The organism is Pseudomonas sp. F8002, from assembly GCF_013385495.1.
In the GTDB taxonomy this organism is placed as follows: domain Bacteria; phylum Pseudomonadota; class Gammaproteobacteria; order Pseudomonadales; family Pseudomonadaceae; genus Aquipseudomonas.
Window position 1 is genome coordinate 128959 of sequence record NZ_JACAPW010000018.1, and the last position, 14224, is coordinate 143182.

At 59.9% G+C, this 14224-nt stretch carries 16 protein-coding genes; 7 read left to right on the top strand and 9 right to left on the bottom strand.

Going from position 1 to position 14224, the window contains the following annotated elements; all coding sequences use genetic code 11:
- Positions 1-6: 6 nt before the first annotated feature.
- From trpD to HX811_RS16220, 3 genes are read left to right on the top strand one after another with little or no spacing between them, the layout of a single operon-like run.
- Entirely contained in the window at positions 7-1056 is a 1050-nt protein-coding gene (gene trpD, locus HX811_RS16210) for an anthranilate phosphoribosyltransferase (protein ID WP_177046534.1), read from the top strand.
- On the top strand, positions 1053-1889 hold the full coding sequence (gene trpC / locus HX811_RS16215; RefSeq protein ID WP_003210953.1) for an indole-3-glycerol phosphate synthase TrpC: 837 nt from the start codon (positions 1053-1055) through the stop codon (positions 1887-1889). The genes trpD and trpC overlap by 4 nt, the downstream gene beginning before the upstream one ends.
- Positions 1890-1891: 2 nt before the next feature.
- Positions 1892-2587, top strand: coding sequence for a lipoate--protein ligase family protein (locus tag HX811_RS16220; protein ID WP_043226257.1), 696 nt, complete (start codon positions 1892-1894; stop codon positions 2585-2587).
- Here the strand turns inward: HX811_RS16220 and crp are convergent.
- Positions 2584-3228 (bottom strand): cAMP-activated global transcriptional regulator CRP, encoded by a 645-nt coding sequence (gene crp / locus HX811_RS16225; protein ID WP_003210949.1) that lies wholly within the window; start codon positions 3226-3228, stop codon positions 2584-2586. The genes HX811_RS16220 and crp overlap by 4 nt on opposite strands.
- A gap of 250 nt (positions 3229-3478) precedes the next feature.
- Here crp and HX811_RS16230 point away from each other — a divergent pair, with 250 nt between their 5' ends.
- Entirely contained in the window at positions 3479-3901 is a 423-nt protein-coding gene (locus HX811_RS16230) for an OsmC family protein (protein ID WP_003210947.1), read from the top strand.
- A 64-nt stretch (positions 3902-3965) separates the two neighbouring features.
- On the opposite strand, the gene coq7 is transcribed toward HX811_RS16230, so the two are convergent.
- The 6 genes from coq7 to hemJ all read right to left on the bottom strand — a co-directional run bounded on the left by coq7 (position 3966) and on the right by hemJ (position 8496).
- On the bottom strand, positions 3966-4613 hold the full coding sequence (gene coq7, locus HX811_RS16235) for a 2-polyprenyl-3-methyl-6-methoxy-1,4-benzoquinone monooxygenase (RefSeq protein ID WP_003210945.1): 648 nt from the start codon (positions 4611-4613) through the stop codon (positions 3966-3968).
- A 196-nt stretch (positions 4614-4809) separates the two neighbouring features.
- Positions 4810-5148 (bottom strand): histidine triad nucleotide-binding protein, encoded by a 339-nt coding sequence (locus HX811_RS16240; RefSeq protein ID WP_177046536.1) that lies wholly within the window; start codon positions 5146-5148, stop codon positions 4810-4812.
- 46 nt (positions 5149-5194) lie between these two features.
- Positions 5195-5983: an SDR family oxidoreductase gene (locus tag HX811_RS16245; protein ID WP_003210941.1), complete on the bottom strand. Its 789-nt coding sequence runs from the start codon at positions 5981-5983 to the stop codon at positions 5195-5197.
- Positions 5984-6045: 62 nt separating this feature from the next.
- Entirely contained in the window at positions 6046-7011 is a 966-nt protein-coding gene (locus tag HX811_RS16250) for a DUF805 domain-containing protein (protein ID WP_177046538.1), read from the bottom strand.
- Positions 7012-7074: 63 nt separating this feature from the next.
- Positions 7075-8043, bottom strand: a complete 969-nt coding sequence (locus tag HX811_RS16255; protein WP_177046540.1) for a nitronate monooxygenase family protein — start codon at positions 8041-8043, stop codon at positions 7075-7077.
- Between the two features lie 24 nt (positions 8044-8067).
- Positions 8068-8496 (bottom strand): protoporphyrinogen oxidase HemJ, encoded by a 429-nt coding sequence (hemJ, locus tag HX811_RS16260; protein ID WP_003210937.1) that lies wholly within the window; start codon positions 8494-8496, stop codon positions 8068-8070.
- A gap of 136 nt (positions 8497-8632) precedes the next feature.
- On the opposite strand from hemJ, the gene argC reads away from it, so the two are divergent.
- Both argC and erpA read left to right on the top strand, forming a co-directional pair.
- Positions 8633-9667 (top strand): N-acetyl-gamma-glutamyl-phosphate reductase, encoded by a 1035-nt coding sequence (argC, locus tag HX811_RS16265; RefSeq protein WP_003210935.1) that lies wholly within the window; start codon positions 8633-8635, stop codon positions 9665-9667.
- Between the two features lie 162 nt (positions 9668-9829).
- A complete protein-coding gene (erpA, locus tag HX811_RS16270) occupies positions 9830-10180 on the top strand; it encodes an iron-sulfur cluster insertion protein ErpA (RefSeq protein ID WP_003176443.1) in 351 nt (116 codons plus the stop codon).
- 66 nt (positions 10181-10246) lie between these two features.
- On the opposite strand, the gene HX811_RS16275 is transcribed toward erpA, so the two are convergent.
- Positions 10247-11338 carry an anhydro-N-acetylmuramic acid kinase gene (locus HX811_RS16275; protein ID WP_008434463.1) on the bottom strand — a complete coding sequence of 364 codons (1092 nt, stop codon included), beginning with the start codon at positions 11336-11338 and terminating at the stop codon, positions 10247-10249.
- Between the two features lie 3 nt (positions 11339-11341).
- A complete protein-coding gene (locus HX811_RS16280) occupies positions 11342-12757 on the bottom strand; it encodes a peptidoglycan DD-metalloendopeptidase family protein (protein ID WP_003210931.1) in 1416 nt (471 codons plus the stop codon).
- Positions 12758-12968: 211 nt separating this feature from the next.
- Here HX811_RS16280 and tyrS point away from each other — a divergent pair, with 211 nt between their 5' ends.
- Positions 12969-14168 carry a tyrosine--tRNA ligase gene (tyrS, locus tag HX811_RS16285; protein ID WP_003210928.1) on the top strand — a complete coding sequence of 400 codons (1200 nt, stop codon included), beginning with the start codon at positions 12969-12971 and terminating at the stop codon, positions 14166-14168.
- Positions 14169-14224: the final 56 nt, after the last annotated feature.

Consider the following 14224-nt stretch of genomic DNA (forward strand, 5'->3'; position numbering starts at 1 on the left):
CTTTTCATGGATATCAAGACTGCCCTGAGCCGTATCGTCGGCCATCTGGACCTGAGCACCGCTGAAATGAGCGATGTGATGCGCGAGATCATGACCGGTCAATGCACCGACGCGCAGATCGGCGCGTTCATGATGGCCATGCGCATGAAGAGCGAGAGCATCGACGAAATCGTCGGCGCTGTGTCGGTCATGCGTGAGCTGGCCGACAAGGTTGAACTCAAGACCCTCGACGGCGTGGTCGACGTGGTCGGCACCGGCGGCGACGGTGCGAACATTTTCAACGTGTCGACGGCTTCTTCCTTTGTGGTGGCCGCTGCCGGCTGCACCGTGGCCAAGCACGGTAACCGCGCGGTGTCGGGTAAAAGCGGCAGCGCCGATTTGCTGGAAGCAGCAGGCATCTACCTGAACCTGACCCCGGTACAAGTGGCGCGCTGCATCGATCATGTCGGCATCGGCTTCATGTTTGCCCAGTCCCATCACGGCGCGATGAAACACGCCGCCGGCCCGCGCAAGGACTTGGGCTTGCGTACCCTGTTCAACATGCTCGGCCCGCTTACGAATCCGGCCGGTGTGAAGCATCAGGTAGTGGGCGTGTTCAGCCAGGCGCTGTGCCGGCCATTGGCTGAAGTCCTGCAGCGCCTGGGCAGCAAGCACGTGCTGGTGGTGCACTCCAAGGATGGCCTCGACGAGTTCAGCCTGGCGGCACCGACCTTCGTGGCGGAGCTGAAGAACGACCAGGTCACCGAGTATTGGGTCGAGCCAGAAGACCTCGGCATGAAAAGCCAGAGCCTGCACGGCCTGGCGGTAGAAAGCCCGGCAGCCTCCCTTGAACTGATTCGCGATGCCCTGGGACGCCGCAGGACCGAAAACGGACAGAAAGCCGCAGAAATGATTGTGCTCAACGCCGGTGCGGCGCTGTACGCCGCGGATCACGCCTACAGTCTTAAAGAGGGTGTTGCCCTCGCTCATGATGCATTGCATACCGGGCTGGCGCGCGAAAAGCTCGAAGAACTGGGTGCGTTTACTGCGGTGTTCAAAGTGGAGAATGAAGGATGAGTGTTCCGACCGTTCTGGAAAAAATCCTGGCCCGCAAGGCAGAAGAAGTCGCCGAGCGCCGTGCCCGGGTCAGCCTGGCTGAGCTGGAAGGCCTGGCGAAAACCGCTGATGCACCGCGTGGGTTCGCCAATGCGCTGATCAAGCAGGCCAAGGAAAAACAGCCGGCCGTTATCGCTGAAATCAAGAAGGCTTCGCCGAGCAAGGGCGTGATTCGCGAGATCTTCATCCCTGAAGACATCGCCAAAAGCTACGAGAAGGGCGGCGCGACGTGCCTCTCGGTGTTGACCGATATCGACTATTTCCAGGGTGCCGACCTGTACCTGCAGCAAGCACGTGCGGCGTGTTCGCTGCCGGTGATCCGCAAGGACTTCATGGTCGACCCTTACCAGATCGTCGAAGCCCGTGCCTTGGGCGCCGATTGCGTGCTGTTGATCGTCTCCGCACTGGATGACGTGAAAATGGCTGAACTGGCGGCCGTGGCCAAGAGCGTCGGCCTCGACGTGCTGGTGGAAGTGCACGACGGTGATGAACTGGAACGCGCGCTGAAAACCCTCGACACACCGTTGGTGGGCGTCAACAACCGCAACCTGCACACCTTCGAAGTCAGCCTGGAAAACACCCTCGACCTGTTGCCGCGCATCCCGCGCGACCGGTTGGTGATCACCGAAAGCGGCATCGTCAATCGCGCCGATGTGGAGCTGATGGAAATCAGCGGCGTGTACTCGTTCCTCGTCGGCGAAACCTTCATGCGTGCCGAGAACCCGGGGGCTGAGTTGCAGCGCCTGTTCTTCCCGGAGCGTGGCGTTGCCGTCAGTGGCTCGACCCTGGATTGATGATGACCCAGCCGGTGGCGATGACGGTCGAGGCAGGCCTTAAGGCCGAGCAGGATTTGCTCGCCGCGGTCTGTGCCGGCGAGCAACCGTTCGGCCTGCTGTTCTGGCAGCCCAGCGATCAAGCGTTGGTGATGCCTCGTCGTTTGAGCCGCCTTCCGGCATTCGAGACCGCCAGCCAGGTGTCGGCAGACGCCGGTTGGCCGGTGCTGCTGCGGGAAACGGGCGGTGAGCCGGTTCCACAGTCGGCAGCCACGGTCAATATCGCGCTGGTCTACGCGCCACCGCGCAGTGAAGGTGACCAGGGCCGTATCGAAACCGGCTACCAGCGTCTGTGCCAGCCGATTTGCGACCTGCTGACCGAGTTGGGTGGCAACGCGTCGGTGGGCGAGATCGACGGTGCGTTTTGCGACGGTCGCTACAACGTCAACCTTGATGGTCGCAAAATGGTCGGTACCGCCCAGCGCTGGCGCCAGAGTGGCGGGCGCCCGGTGGGGTTGGTGCATGGTGCGTTGCTGCTGGATGACGATCGCGTCGAGTTGATCGCCGCGGTCAATCGCTTCAATGAAGCATGCGGCCTGGAACAACGGGTGCGCGCCGAAAGCCACATCGCCCTGCACGAAGCCTTTGCGGCGCCAGATGCGATTGCCCGGCTTGATACGTTGTACCGTCAGATGCTTGCGAGTTTCCTGCCGGTTTAACGCGTACCGAAGACCACCATGGTCTTGCCTTTGACATGCACCAGGTTGCGTTCCTCCAGGTCCTTGAGCACACGGCCAACCATTTCCCTTGAGCAACCGACGATCCGCCCGATTTCCTGGCGGGTGATCTTGATCTGCATCCCGTCGGGATGGGTCATGGCGTCCGGTTGCTTGCACAACTCCAGCAGGCAGCGGGCAACCCGGCCGGTGACGTCGAAGAACGCCAGGTCGCCGACTTTGCGCGTGGTGTCTCTCAGGCGCTGTGCGATCTGGCCGCTCAGGGCGTACAGAATGTCGGGATCCTGTTGGGCCAGTTCGCGAAATTTCGTATAGCTGATCTCGGCGACTTCGCATTCGACCTTGGCCCGCACCCAGGCACTGCGTTGCTGTTCCTTTCCGGCTTGTTCGAAAAGCCCGAGTTCACCGAAGAAATCACCGGTATTGAGGTAGGCGATGATCATTTCGCGACCATCGTCATCCTCGATCAGGATGGTGACCGAGCCTTTGATAATGAAGAACAGGGATTCCGAGCGCTCGCCCGCGCAGATGATGTTGTGCTTGGCCGGATGACGCCGGCGCTGACAATGCATCAGCAGTTTGTCGAGGTTCTTGATTTTGGGTGTGGGAGTAATAGCAACCATGGTTGTATCCCGAAAAGACTGCACGGTGTTGGTGAGCTTGTTTTTTTATCCAGCGCGATCAACGGCTAAGCTACATCATCCAATGGATGGCAATGCGCCATTGATTTGGCGCCAGCTTAACAGACACATTCTGACTTCATTAGGGAATTTACCCAGCAAACCCTGCTGTTGATCGCTTTCATGGGAAACGCTGCCGGCCCAAAGTGCTGTGCTAAGCTGGCGACCCTTTTTTAGCAGTGGAGTCTGGGCGATGAAGGCACGCATCCAATGGGCGGGCGAAGCCATGTTCCTCGGTGAGTCGGGCAGTGGCCACGTGGTGGTCATGGACGGCCCGCCGGAAGCCGGTGGCCGCAACCTGGGCGTACGCCCGATGGAAATGCTCCTGCTCGGTGTAGGCGGTTGCAGCAATTTCGATGTGGTGAGCATCCTGAAGAAGTCCCGCCAGGCGGTGGAAAGCTGCGAAGCATTCCTGGAAGCCGAGCGTGCCACCGAAGACCCGAAGGTGTTTACCAGGATCCACATGCACTTTGTCGTCAAGGGCCGGGCGCTTAAAGAAGCCCAGGTCAAGCGGGCCATCGAGTTGTCGGCAGAGAAGTACTGCTCGGCCTCGATCATGCTGGGCGCTGCGGGCGTTGCCATCACTCATGATTACGAGATCATTGAGTTGGGCTGATTCTTCAATCGGCAGGCAAAAAGAAAGGGCGCTTGATAGCGCCCTTTTTTGTTTTCTGCTGAAACTAGATGCGGTACGTGCTTTTGGTCATGACCTTGGCCAGCAGGCTCATGCCAAATTTCACCGGTGCCGGGAAGCGGAAGCCGCCCGCGTCCAGCGCGCTTTCGGCGTGATGTTCTTCATCAATGCGCATCTGCTCAAGAATCGCCCGGGACTTTTCGTCTTCAGCCGGCAGTTGCTCGAGGTGTTCATTGAGGTGTTTGCACACCTGATGCTCGGTGGCGGCCACAAAACCCAGGCTGACTTTGTCGCTGATCAGCCCGGCCACCGCACCAATGCCAAACGATAAGCCGTAGAACAGCGGGTTCAGCACGCTCGGATGGCTGTTCAACTGGCGAATGCGTTGTTCGCACCAGGCCAGGTGATCGATTTCTTCTTCGGCGGCATGTTCCATCGCGGCGCGCACTTGCGGCAGCTTGGCGGTCAGGGCTTGGCCCTGGTACAGCGCCTGGGCACAGACCTCACCGGTATGGTTGATACGCATCAGGCCGGCGACGTGGCGGGTGTCGGTCTCGCTCATCTGCGCTTCGGGCCGCACGATGGCGGGCGACGGGCGGTGCGGTTGGCCGCTGAATGGCAGCAGCGTGCGCATGGCCGTATCGGCTTGCAGCAACAGACGATCAATCGGCGAGTAGTGACGTTGGGTAGTCATGCTGACCTCCGGGAAGAATCTCGGCGGCCAGTTTACCGCAAGAGAGGGGGAAGCGTTTGCGCTGGGTCAAATTGCTTGTGTGGCGAGGGAGCTTGCTCGCGCTGGAGTGCGCAGCGCTCTCGTTTTTGGGGCTGCTACGCAGCCCAGCGGGAGCAAGCTCCCTCGCCACAGCAAGCTGCCTCGCCACAGGTAGTGCTCAGCCCGGCGGCCAGTTCATCTGGCGTTGACCCAGAACATGCATGTGGATGTGATAAACGGTCTGTCCGCCATCTTCGTTGCAGTTCATCACCACACGGAAGCCCTTCTCACAGCCTTGCTCAACCGCCAGGCGCTGGGCGGTGAACAGGATATGCCCGGCCAGCGCCTTGTCTTCCTCGGTGAGGTCGTTGAGGGTGCGGATCGGCTTTTTCGGAATCACCAGGAAATGCACGGGTGCCATTGGCGCGATGTCGTGGAAGGCCATGACCTGGTCATCCTCGTAGATGATCTTCGCGGGTATTTCTCTGTTGATGATCTTGGTGAACAGAGTATCCACAGCTGTTTCTCCATTGTGAAAGTGCAGGGTGAGTGTACTCAGGCGATCAGCGCGGGCAATAGGCCTTGTTGATCGCGCCGGCGATCTTGCGGGTCAGCCAGCGCGGGCTCAGGCGCGGGCTGAACGCCAGCCAGCGATTACGCCGGCCGGGAATGATGATGGCTTTGTTCCTGGCCAGCGCACGCACGGTGTAGAGCGCGACTTCTTCCGGGCTCATCAACTGTTGGCTGCGATCCAGCTTGGCGGTGTCCATTTGGGCGGTGCCGAAGAATGCGGTGCGGGTCGGGCCGGGGCAAAGTACGGAAACCTTGATGCCGCAGGTCTTCAGTTCCTCGCGCAAGCCTTCGGAAAAGTGCAGCACGTAGGCCTTGCTGGCGTAGTAAGTGCTCATCCACGGGCCGGGTTGGAACGCGGCAACCGACGCGACGTTGAGAATCTGCCCGCCGCCGTGCAGGGCCATGGCGTTGCCGAGGGCGTGGCACATGCGGGTCAGGGCGAGGATGTTGACCTCCATCAGGTCCTGCTCGGTCATCCAGTCCTGCGCCAGGAACGGACCGCTGGTACCGATGCCGGCGCAGTTGACCAGCAGGTCGATTTGCCGCTCGCCTTCTTCCAGTTCCAGCAGGAACCCGGAGAGCCGCAGGGGCTCGCCCAGGTCACAGGCTCGGAACAGCACCTCGACGCCGAAGCGCTGAGTCAATTCGATTGCAATGCTTTCCAACTGATCACGCTGGCGGGCCACCAGAATCAAGCTGCGGCCGCGACGGGCCAGTGCTTCGGCCAAGGCCAGGCCGATGCCGCTGGAGGCACCGGTGATCAGAGCGTAACGGGTCATGCGTTTCTCCATCGCAACGCTACCGGGCCTGTGACAGAGGCGTCACAGGCGTCGGGCGTTTTTCACTGTTGCGTAGAGTCTACAGGTTCGGCTGTGTCGTCAGCACTTTGCACATCGACTTCATCGACGGTGGTGGCCTGGTCGCTGTCGTCATCGGAGTTGATGGAGCTGCTTTCGTAGCTGCCACCTACATCGCTTTCCAGTTGATCCAGGTAGCCGCTCATGCCAACCAACACCGCGCCGGCAAATACCAGCGGAATGAATGCGAGCCACAATGCGGAGAGGATTTTCACCGCAGTGGAGTTACGCGGTGGTGGCGCGCCGTACTGGTTTGCGCCCGTGTTACCGGGGAGGACCATCAGCAGGATCGGGAAGATGCTGCCAACGAAGGGCACCAGGTGCAGGAACCACAGCCAGCCGGACCAGCCCAGGTCATGCAGGCGCTGCACGGTGATCTGTACGCTGACCCACACAGCGGCCACGAGTATGGCAATCCCCACCAGGAAGCCAATGACCATGGCAATCGTCGGAGAGACCGCAGCGATACCAAGTCCGACGGTGAAGAACACGCTTGAGACGAGGAGGATCACCACGCTCAGCACCAGCGTCCACGCCAGGAAGCGCAGGCGTCCGATCCGGCCGTTGACGGTGAATACCTTAAGGGTGGAAAACTCCGGCAGGTTCTCGCCAACCGCGGCCCGGGGCGGGGCGTAAGGCGATGCGGCGGGGCGGGTGTAATCAGTCGAGCTGCCGGAGTCCGTTTCATGGGTTTCGGCAAGGCTGAAGGCGACCGGCTGCTCTTCTTCTATCCGCGCATCCACCCCGGCGTTTTTCAGCGCTTGCAGATAGGTCTCGGCATCGGCGCGGGAAAGGTCGCGTTTCAGCGCGACCGGGCGGCCGGTGAATAGCTTTTCGATCGCTTCGACATCACTTTTGAACAACTCGGCGAGGTTCAGCTTGGCGGTGGTGCTTTCGACACCCGGGAGCAATGCGCCATCAAACACAATCTTGAAACGGTTGTCGCTCATGCGGGCATCCTTGTCACTTGAATTGGGGAGGCCTGCCTTGATCAGCAGGCTCTGGATCGCGGATCAGCGTGGCCAGCGTTCTGGCAATTGTGCCGCATGCTCGAGCGCCTTGCGGTATTCGGCATCCAGGCGGGCCACGAGTTCATCGACGCTGGGCAAATCATCAATCTCTCCGACGCCCTGGCCGGCGGACCATACGGTCTTCCAGGCTTTGGCTTCGTCGTTGAGGGGCTTGAGCTTGGAGCCAAAATTGACTTCACCCTTGCCTTGCAGCGCGGCGAGGTCGAAACCGGCATTTTCCAGGCTCTGGCGCATGAAGCTTGCGGGAACACCGGAGACGGCTGGAGTGTGCACGATGTCGGCGGCGCGCGATGTGAGCAGCATCTCTTTATAGGCATCCGGGGCATGGCTTTCGGTGGTGCCGATAAAACGCGTGCCGAAATAGGCCAGGTCGGCGCCGAGCAGTTGCGCGGCGAGGATTTCGTGGCCGTGGTTCAGGCAACCGGCGAGCAGCAGGGTTTTGTCGAAGAACTGACGGATTTCTGCGATCAGCGAGAACGGGCTCCAGGTGCCGGCATGGCCACCGGCGCCCGCCGCAACGGCGATCAGGCCATCGACGCCGGCTTCAGCGGCTTTTTCGGCGTGGCGCCGGGTGGTGACATCGTGGAATACCAGGCCGCCGTAGCTATGCACCGCGTCTACCAATTCTTTCACCGCGCCCAGGCTGGTGATGACGATCGGCACCTTGTGCTCGACGCAGATTGCCAGGTCAGCTTCCACCCGCGGGTTACTGTTGTGCACGATCAGGTTGACCGCATAAGGCGCCGGGTTCTCCAGCAGCGCCAGGCCCGCTTCGATTTCTTCCAGCCACGCCTTGAAGCCGCTGCTTTCCCGCTGGTTGAGGGCAGGGAAGCTGCCGACGATCCCGTTGCGGCAGCAGGCCAGCACCAGTTGCGGGTTGGAGATCAGAAACATCGGCGCAGCCACGACGGGCAGGCGCAGATTTTGTTCGAGCGAAGCGGGCAGCGACATTGGAAGTACCCCGAGTAATAGAGATTAGAACGGTTTGACCACGACCAAAATTACGATAGCCAGCAATATCAGAACTGGCACTTCATTGAACCAGCGATAAAAGACATGGCTGCGGGTGTTTTCGCCACGGGCGAAACGTTTTACCTGCGCGCCGCACATATGGTGGTAGCCGATGAGCAGTACTACCAGGGTCAACTTGGCGTGGATCCACCCGCCGGATTGAAAGATGGCCGGGTTGAGGTAGATCAGCCAGCCGCCGAACACCAGGCTGGCGATCATCGCCGGGCCCATGATGCCGCGGTACAGCTTGCGCTCCATCACGCTGAAGCGTTCCTTGCTGATGGTGTCCTCGCTTTGGGCGTGGTAGACGAACAGGCGCGGAAGGTAGAACAGCGCGGCAAACCAGCAGACGATGCTGACGATATGAAAGGCTTTGACCCATAGATAAAGCATTTTTAGTTATTCCCAGGTTCACGGTAGCTGAAGATAGTAGTGGCTCTTGCGTCTACACGTCATGTTGAAGGTTGTCGCAGGACGATACGAACCCTATTATCGACGGCTTTCCAGTGGGTTCGTTGAGGGCAGGTTTATGGTCAAGGTCGGTATCGTCGGCGGCACGGGTTACACCGGTGTCGAATTGCTGCGTCTGTTGGCTCAGCATCCGCAAGCTGAGGTGGTGGTGATCACTTCCCGATCCGAGGCCGGCCTGGCTGTGGCCGATATGTACCCGAACCTGCGAGGCCACTATGACGGCCTGGCGTTCAGCGTTCCGGATATCAAGACCCTGGGCGCGTGTGATGTGGTCTTCTTTGCCACGCCTCACGGTGTGGCCCATGCCCTGGCGGGCGAGTTGCTGGCCGCCGGTACCAAGGTGATCGACTTGTCGGCAGACTTCCGCCTGCAGGACGCCGATGAGTGGGCCAAGTGGTACGGCCAGCCTCACGGTGCACCGCAGTTGCTGGAAGAGGCGGTGTACGGCCTGCCGGAAGTCAATCGTGAGCAGATCAAGCAAGCACGCCTGATCGCGGTGCCGGGTTGCTATCCGACGGCTACGCAGTTGGGGTTCCTGCCATTGCTGGAAGCCGGGCTGGCGGATGCATCGCGGCTGATTGCTGACTGCAAGTCGGGCGTCAGCGGTGCTGGTCGTGGGGCCGCTGTAGGTTCGCTTTACTCCGAGACGTCGGAAAGCATGAAAGCCTATGCAGTCAAAGGCCATCGTCACTTGCCGGAAATTCGCCAGGGGCTGCGTCGTGCTGCGGGCAAGGATGTTGGCCTGACGTTTGTGCCGCACCTGACACCGATGATCCGCGGGATCCACTCCACACTGTATGCGACAGTCGTTGATCGTTCGGTAGACCTGCAGGCGCTGTTTGAAAAGCGCTACGCCAATGAGCCGTTCGTCGATGTGATGCCGGCGGGCAGCCACCCGGAGACCCGTAGCGTGCGCGGTGCCAACGTGTGCCGTATCGCGGTACACCGTCCACAGGATGGTGACCTGGTGGTGGTATTGTCGGTCATCGACAACCTGGTCAAGGGCGCTTCGGGCCAGGCTGTGCAGAACATGAACATCCTGTTTGGCCTGGATGAGAAGCTGGGCCTGTCCCACGCGGGCATGCTGCCGTAAATTTTCTGCTGTTGCGCAAAGGCCCGTTGATCGGGCCTTTCGTGTTTTTAATGGCCACTGCGCAGATTGATATACCGTAACAATAGTTGACCGCTTTTCTAGGAGAAGCGGATAATGCCCGCCATCACGCATATGGCGGCGCTACGCCGGGAGATTATCAGCATGAGCGTTGAATCCTTCACCCCCACGGCTTTGCAATTCACCCACGGTGCTGCGCACAAGGTGAAGAGCCTGGTCGATGAAGAGGGTAATGATCGCTTGAAGCTGCGCGTATTTGTTACGGGCGGCGGTTGTTCAGGGTTTCAGTACGGTTTTACCTTCGATGAAGACGTGGCCGATGACGACACCATCGTTGAGCGCGAGGGCGTCAGCCTGGTTGTCGATCCGATGAGCTTCCAGTACCTGGCAGGAGCCGAGGTGGACTATCAGGAAGGTCTGGAAGGTTCGCGCTTCGTGATCAAGAACCCGAATGCCACCACCACTTGTGGTTGCGGGTCTTCGTTCTCGATCTGATCGACAGCGGATATAAAAACGCCGCTTGGCCTTGATAGGGCCAAGCGGCGTTTTGCTGTGTGGGATTCAGGCGGGGTAGATCGCGCCGAGTACACGAAGGCCGCGGGCGCCGGTGACGCTGGGGCGGTTGGCGGCGATGCCTTCCAGGCAGCAATGGGCCAGCCAGGCGAACGCCATGGCTTCGACCCAGTCAGGGTCTACGCCGCAGGTGGCGGTGCTGCTGACCTGGGTCGCCGGCAGCAGGGCGCTCAGGCGGCTCATCAAGGTTGCGTTGTGGGCGCCGCCGCCGCAGACCAGCAGGGTTTCGGTCTGTGGTTGGGCGGTTTGCAGGGATTCGACGATGGTCAGGGCAGTCAGCTCGAGCAATGTGGCTTGCACGTCCTGGGCTGCGAATGGCGGCAATCGTCCCAGGTGATGCTCAAGCCATCCCAGGTTGAAGACTTCGCGACCGGTGCTTTTTGGCCCCTTGGTCACAAAGAACGGATCGCTGAGCAATGCCTTGAGTAGCTGGGGTTCAACCTTCCCGCTGGCAGCCCACTGGCCATCGCGGTCGAAGTTCTCGCCGCGTTGCTGGTGAATCCAGGCATCCAGCAGGACATTCCCCGGGCCGCAGTCGAAGCCCGCAACCGGTTTGCCGGTCTCGATCAGGCTGAGGTTGCTGAAGCCGCCCACATTCAGCACGGCGCGGTTGCCCGTGCGCTCGCCAAACAGTGCCTCATGAAATGCAGGCACCAGCGGGGCGCCTTGGCCTCCGGCGGCGACATCGCGGCTACGGAAATCACTGACGACGGTGATTCCGGTCAATTCGGTGAGCAGCGCCGGGTTGCCGATCTGCACGGTAAAACCCCGTGCAGGTTCGTGACGAATGGTTTGGCCGTGGCTGCCAATCGCTCGAATGTCCTGGGGCTTGAGGTTCTGCTGATCGAGTAGGGCGTGAATACCTTGGGCGGCAAGCGTCACCCAGTTCTGCTGCGCGAGCGCCGAACGGGCAATCTCGTCCGGGCCGCTGGCGCACAGGCCAAGCAGCTCGGAACGCAGGGATTCAGGCATGGGGATGTAGTGGGTGGCGATCAGCTTGATCGCCGGGCCTTGCTCGATCAGGGCAATGTCCAGGCCATCAAGGCTGGTCCCGGACATCACACCTATATAGAGCGACATGGCTTAGCGCTTCGCCGAAGCCAGGAGAGTAGAGCGCTCCTGGTCCATGCGGGCCATCAATGGCTGGCTCTGCTGCAGGAAGCGAGCGCGCTCGGCCTTGGCGATCGGGTCGGCCATTGGCAGCTTCTGGCCCAGTGGGTCGACGTGCACGCCGTTGACCTGGAACTCGTAGTGCAAGTGCGGGCCGGTGGACAGCCCGGTAGTGCCGATGTAACCGATCACCTGGCCCTGCTTGACGTTGCCGCCGGTCTGGATGCCCTTGGCGAAACCTTGCATGTGGCCATACAGCGTGCGGTAGGTGGCCCCGTGCTGGATGATCACGGTGTTGCCGTAGCCGCCACGGCGACCAGCCAGCAAGACCTTGCCGTCACCGGCAGCCTTGATCGGCGTGCCACGCGGGGCGGCGTAGTCGACGCCTTTGTGAGCGCGAATTTTGTTCAGAATTGGATGCTTGCGACCCATCGAGAAACGCGAGCTAATACGGGCGAAGTCAACCGGGGTACGGATGAACGCCTTGCGCATGCTGTTGCCGTCGGCGGTGTAGTAGCTGCTGTTGCCTTGTTTGTTGGTGTAGCGCACGGCGGTGTAGGTCTTGCCACGGTTGGTAAACCGCGCAGAAAGGATGTTGCCGGTGCCGACGACCTTGCCGTTGGCGACCTTCTGTTCGTAGATCACGTCGAATTCGTCACCCTGGCGAATGTCCTGGGCGAAGTCGATGTCGTAGCCAAACACGCTGGCCATGTCCATGGTCATGCTGTGGGACAGGCCGGCGCGGGCGGCGGACTGCGACAGCGAGCTGTTGATCACGCCGTGTACATAGGCGGAGCGCATGACCGGCTTGGTGGTGATGCGGTTGAACGCAAAGCCCTTGGCGCCTTTGGTCAGGGTGATGCTTTCCAGGTCGCTGACGTTGCTGTGCAGGTTGGTCAACTGGCCGTCGGGCGCCAGTTCGAATTCAAGCTTCTGGCCATGCTTGAGTTGGGTGAATTGCTTGGCCTGCTTGTCGCTTGCCAGTACATCGTTGACCGTCGCGGCGGGGAGGCCGACCTTTTCGAACAGGGTCGAAAGGGTGTCGCCCTTGGCAACAATGACTTCCCGGTGCAGCGGGTTCTTGGGTGCCTCTACTACCGCAGGTTCGGCCTGCGCGGTTTCCTTGGTGTCTTCGGCGCTGCTTTCGATCTGGGCAAACGGCGATTCGGCTGCGCCATTTGTGGCTTGAAGTGCGTCGGAAGCGTCTTGATCTTGTGTCAGTTGCTCAACCGGACTTTCAAGGTCAAGGCTTAGGGTCGTTCGTTTGGCTTCTACGTCGCTGGAAGGAAATACCAGGAGTGCCAGGCTCAGAAGGGCGGCGATCCCACTTGCGGCGAGCAGGTGGGTCTTCGGGTAAAGCGGCGGCGCTTTAGACGGTTCTGTGGTCATAAGTAATTTTGACTTTGAAAAGATGAATTGGAAAAGATGAATGACATGATGAAGATGAAATAACTGTATAAAATATAACCAAATCATCTGTGGTGCAAGCTTGCGAACGCTGGGCTTGCTGAACGGTGTCCGTGCGCAGGGCAAAACTTGTAATTAGTCCCTGATCTTGTATGGTTGGTTCCCTTTTGAATCTGAGCCTTGCGGGTCTGTTATGAAGTCGGTTGAAGAGCAGCTAGCGCTGATCAAACGTGGTGCGGAAGAACTGTTGGTCGAAGCTGAGCTGATCGAAAAGCTCAAGCGTGGTCAGCCCCTGCGTATTAAGGCTGGCTTTGATCCGACGGCGCCGGATCTGCACCTTGGGCATACGGTGCTTATTAATAAGCTGCGCCAGTTCCAGGAACTGGGGCATCAGGTGATCTTCCTTATAGGTGACTTCACCGGGATGATCGGCGATCCGAGCGGCAAGAGCGCTACGCGTCCGCCGCTGACCCGTGAGCAGGTTCTCGATAACGCCGAGACCTACAAGACCCAGGTCTTCAAGATTCTTGATCCGGCCAAGACCGAGGTGGCCTTCAACTCCACCTGGATGGATCAGATGGGGCCGGCGGATTTCATTCGTCTTACGTCCCAGTACACCGTTGCTCGCATGCTCGAGCGCGATGACTTCGATAAGCGCTACTCCACCAATCAGCCGATCGCTATCCATGAGTTCCTGTACCCATTGGTTCAAGGGTATGACTCGGTGGCGTTGCGTGCCGATGTCGAGCTGGGCGGTACTGATCAGAAGTTCAACCTGCTGATGGGGCGTGAGCTGCAGCGTGCGTATGGGCAAGAGGCTCAGTGCATTCTGACGATGCCGTTGCTGGAAGGGCTGGATGGCGTCAAGAAGATGTCCAAGTCCCTGGGTAACTATGTCGGTATCCAGGAAGCGCCGGGTGTGATGTACGGCAAGCTGGTTTCGATTCCGGATGCGCTGATGTGGCGTTACTTCGAACTGTTGAGTTTCCGCTCGATGGATGAGATCAATGCGTTGCGTGCTGAAGTGGAAGCTGGGGCTAACCCGCGGGATGTGAAGATCAAGCTGGCTGAAGAGATTGTTGCGCGCTTCCATGGTGAAGAGGCTGCGGCCAGTGCTCACCGTGCTGCGGGTAACCGTATGAAGGATGGCGAGCTGCCGGATGATCTGCCTGAGATTGAATTGACTGCTGGCGAGGCAATGCCGATCGCTGCCGTCCTTAATAAGGCGGGCCTGGTGAAGAACTCGGCGGTGGCGCGCGACCTTCTGGGGTCTGGCGGTGTACGTATAGATGGTGAGGTTGTCGATCGCACCTTTATATACGAGCTGGGCGCGACCCACGTTTGCCAGGCCGGCAAGAAGGCATTTGCGCGTATTACGCTTAAATCCGAATAAACCTGAAATTAACTGTTGACGGCGTTTTATATCTGTCTATAATTCGCCCCACTTCC

Coding starts and splice junctions, on each gene's coding strand:
- trpD (WP_177046534.1), top strand. CDS start 7: ATGGATATCAAGACTGCCCTGAGCCGTATCGTCGGCCATCTGGACCTG.
- trpC (WP_003210953.1), top strand. CDS start 1,053: ATGAGTGTTCCGACCGTTCTGGAAAAAATCCTGGCCCGCAAGGCAGAA.
- HX811_RS16220 (WP_043226257.1), top strand. CDS start 1,892: ATGACCCAGCCGGTGGCGATGACGGTCGAGGCAGGCCTTAAGGCCGAG.
- crp (WP_003210949.1), bottom strand. CDS start 3,228: ATGGTTGCTATTACTCCCACACCCAAAATCAAGAACCTCGACAAACTG.
- HX811_RS16230 (WP_003210947.1), top strand. CDS start 3,479: ATGAAGGCACGCATCCAATGGGCGGGCGAAGCCATGTTCCTCGGTGAG.
- coq7 (WP_003210945.1), bottom strand. CDS start 4,613: ATGACTACCCAACGTCACTACTCGCCGATTGATCGTCTGTTGCTGCAA.
- HX811_RS16245 (WP_003210941.1), bottom strand. CDS start 5,983: ATGACCCGTTACGCTCTGATCACCGGTGCCTCCAGCGGCATCGGCCTG.
- HX811_RS16250 (WP_177046538.1), bottom strand. CDS start 7,011: ATGAGCGACAACCGTTTCAAGATTGTGTTTGATGGCGCATTGCTCCCG.
- HX811_RS16255 (WP_177046540.1), bottom strand. CDS start 8,043: ATGTCGCTGCCCGCTTCGCTCGAACAAAATCTGCGCCTGCCCGTCGTG.
- hemJ (WP_003210937.1), bottom strand. CDS start 8,496: ATGCTTTATCTATGGGTCAAAGCCTTTCATATCGTCAGCATCGTCTGC.
- argC (WP_003210935.1), top strand. CDS start 8,633: ATGGTCAAGGTCGGTATCGTCGGCGGCACGGGTTACACCGGTGTCGAA.
- erpA (WP_003176443.1), top strand. CDS start 9,830: ATGAGCGTTGAATCCTTCACCCCCACGGCTTTGCAATTCACCCACGGT.
- HX811_RS16275 (WP_008434463.1), bottom strand. CDS start 11,338: ATGTCGCTCTATATAGGTGTGATGTCCGGGACCAGCCTTGATGGCCTG.
- HX811_RS16280 (WP_003210931.1), bottom strand. CDS start 12,757: ATGACCACAGAACCGTCTAAAGCGCCGCCGCTTTACCCGAAGACCCAC.
- tyrS (WP_003210928.1), top strand. CDS start 12,969: ATGAAGTCGGTTGAAGAGCAGCTAGCGCTGATCAAACGTGGTGCGGAA.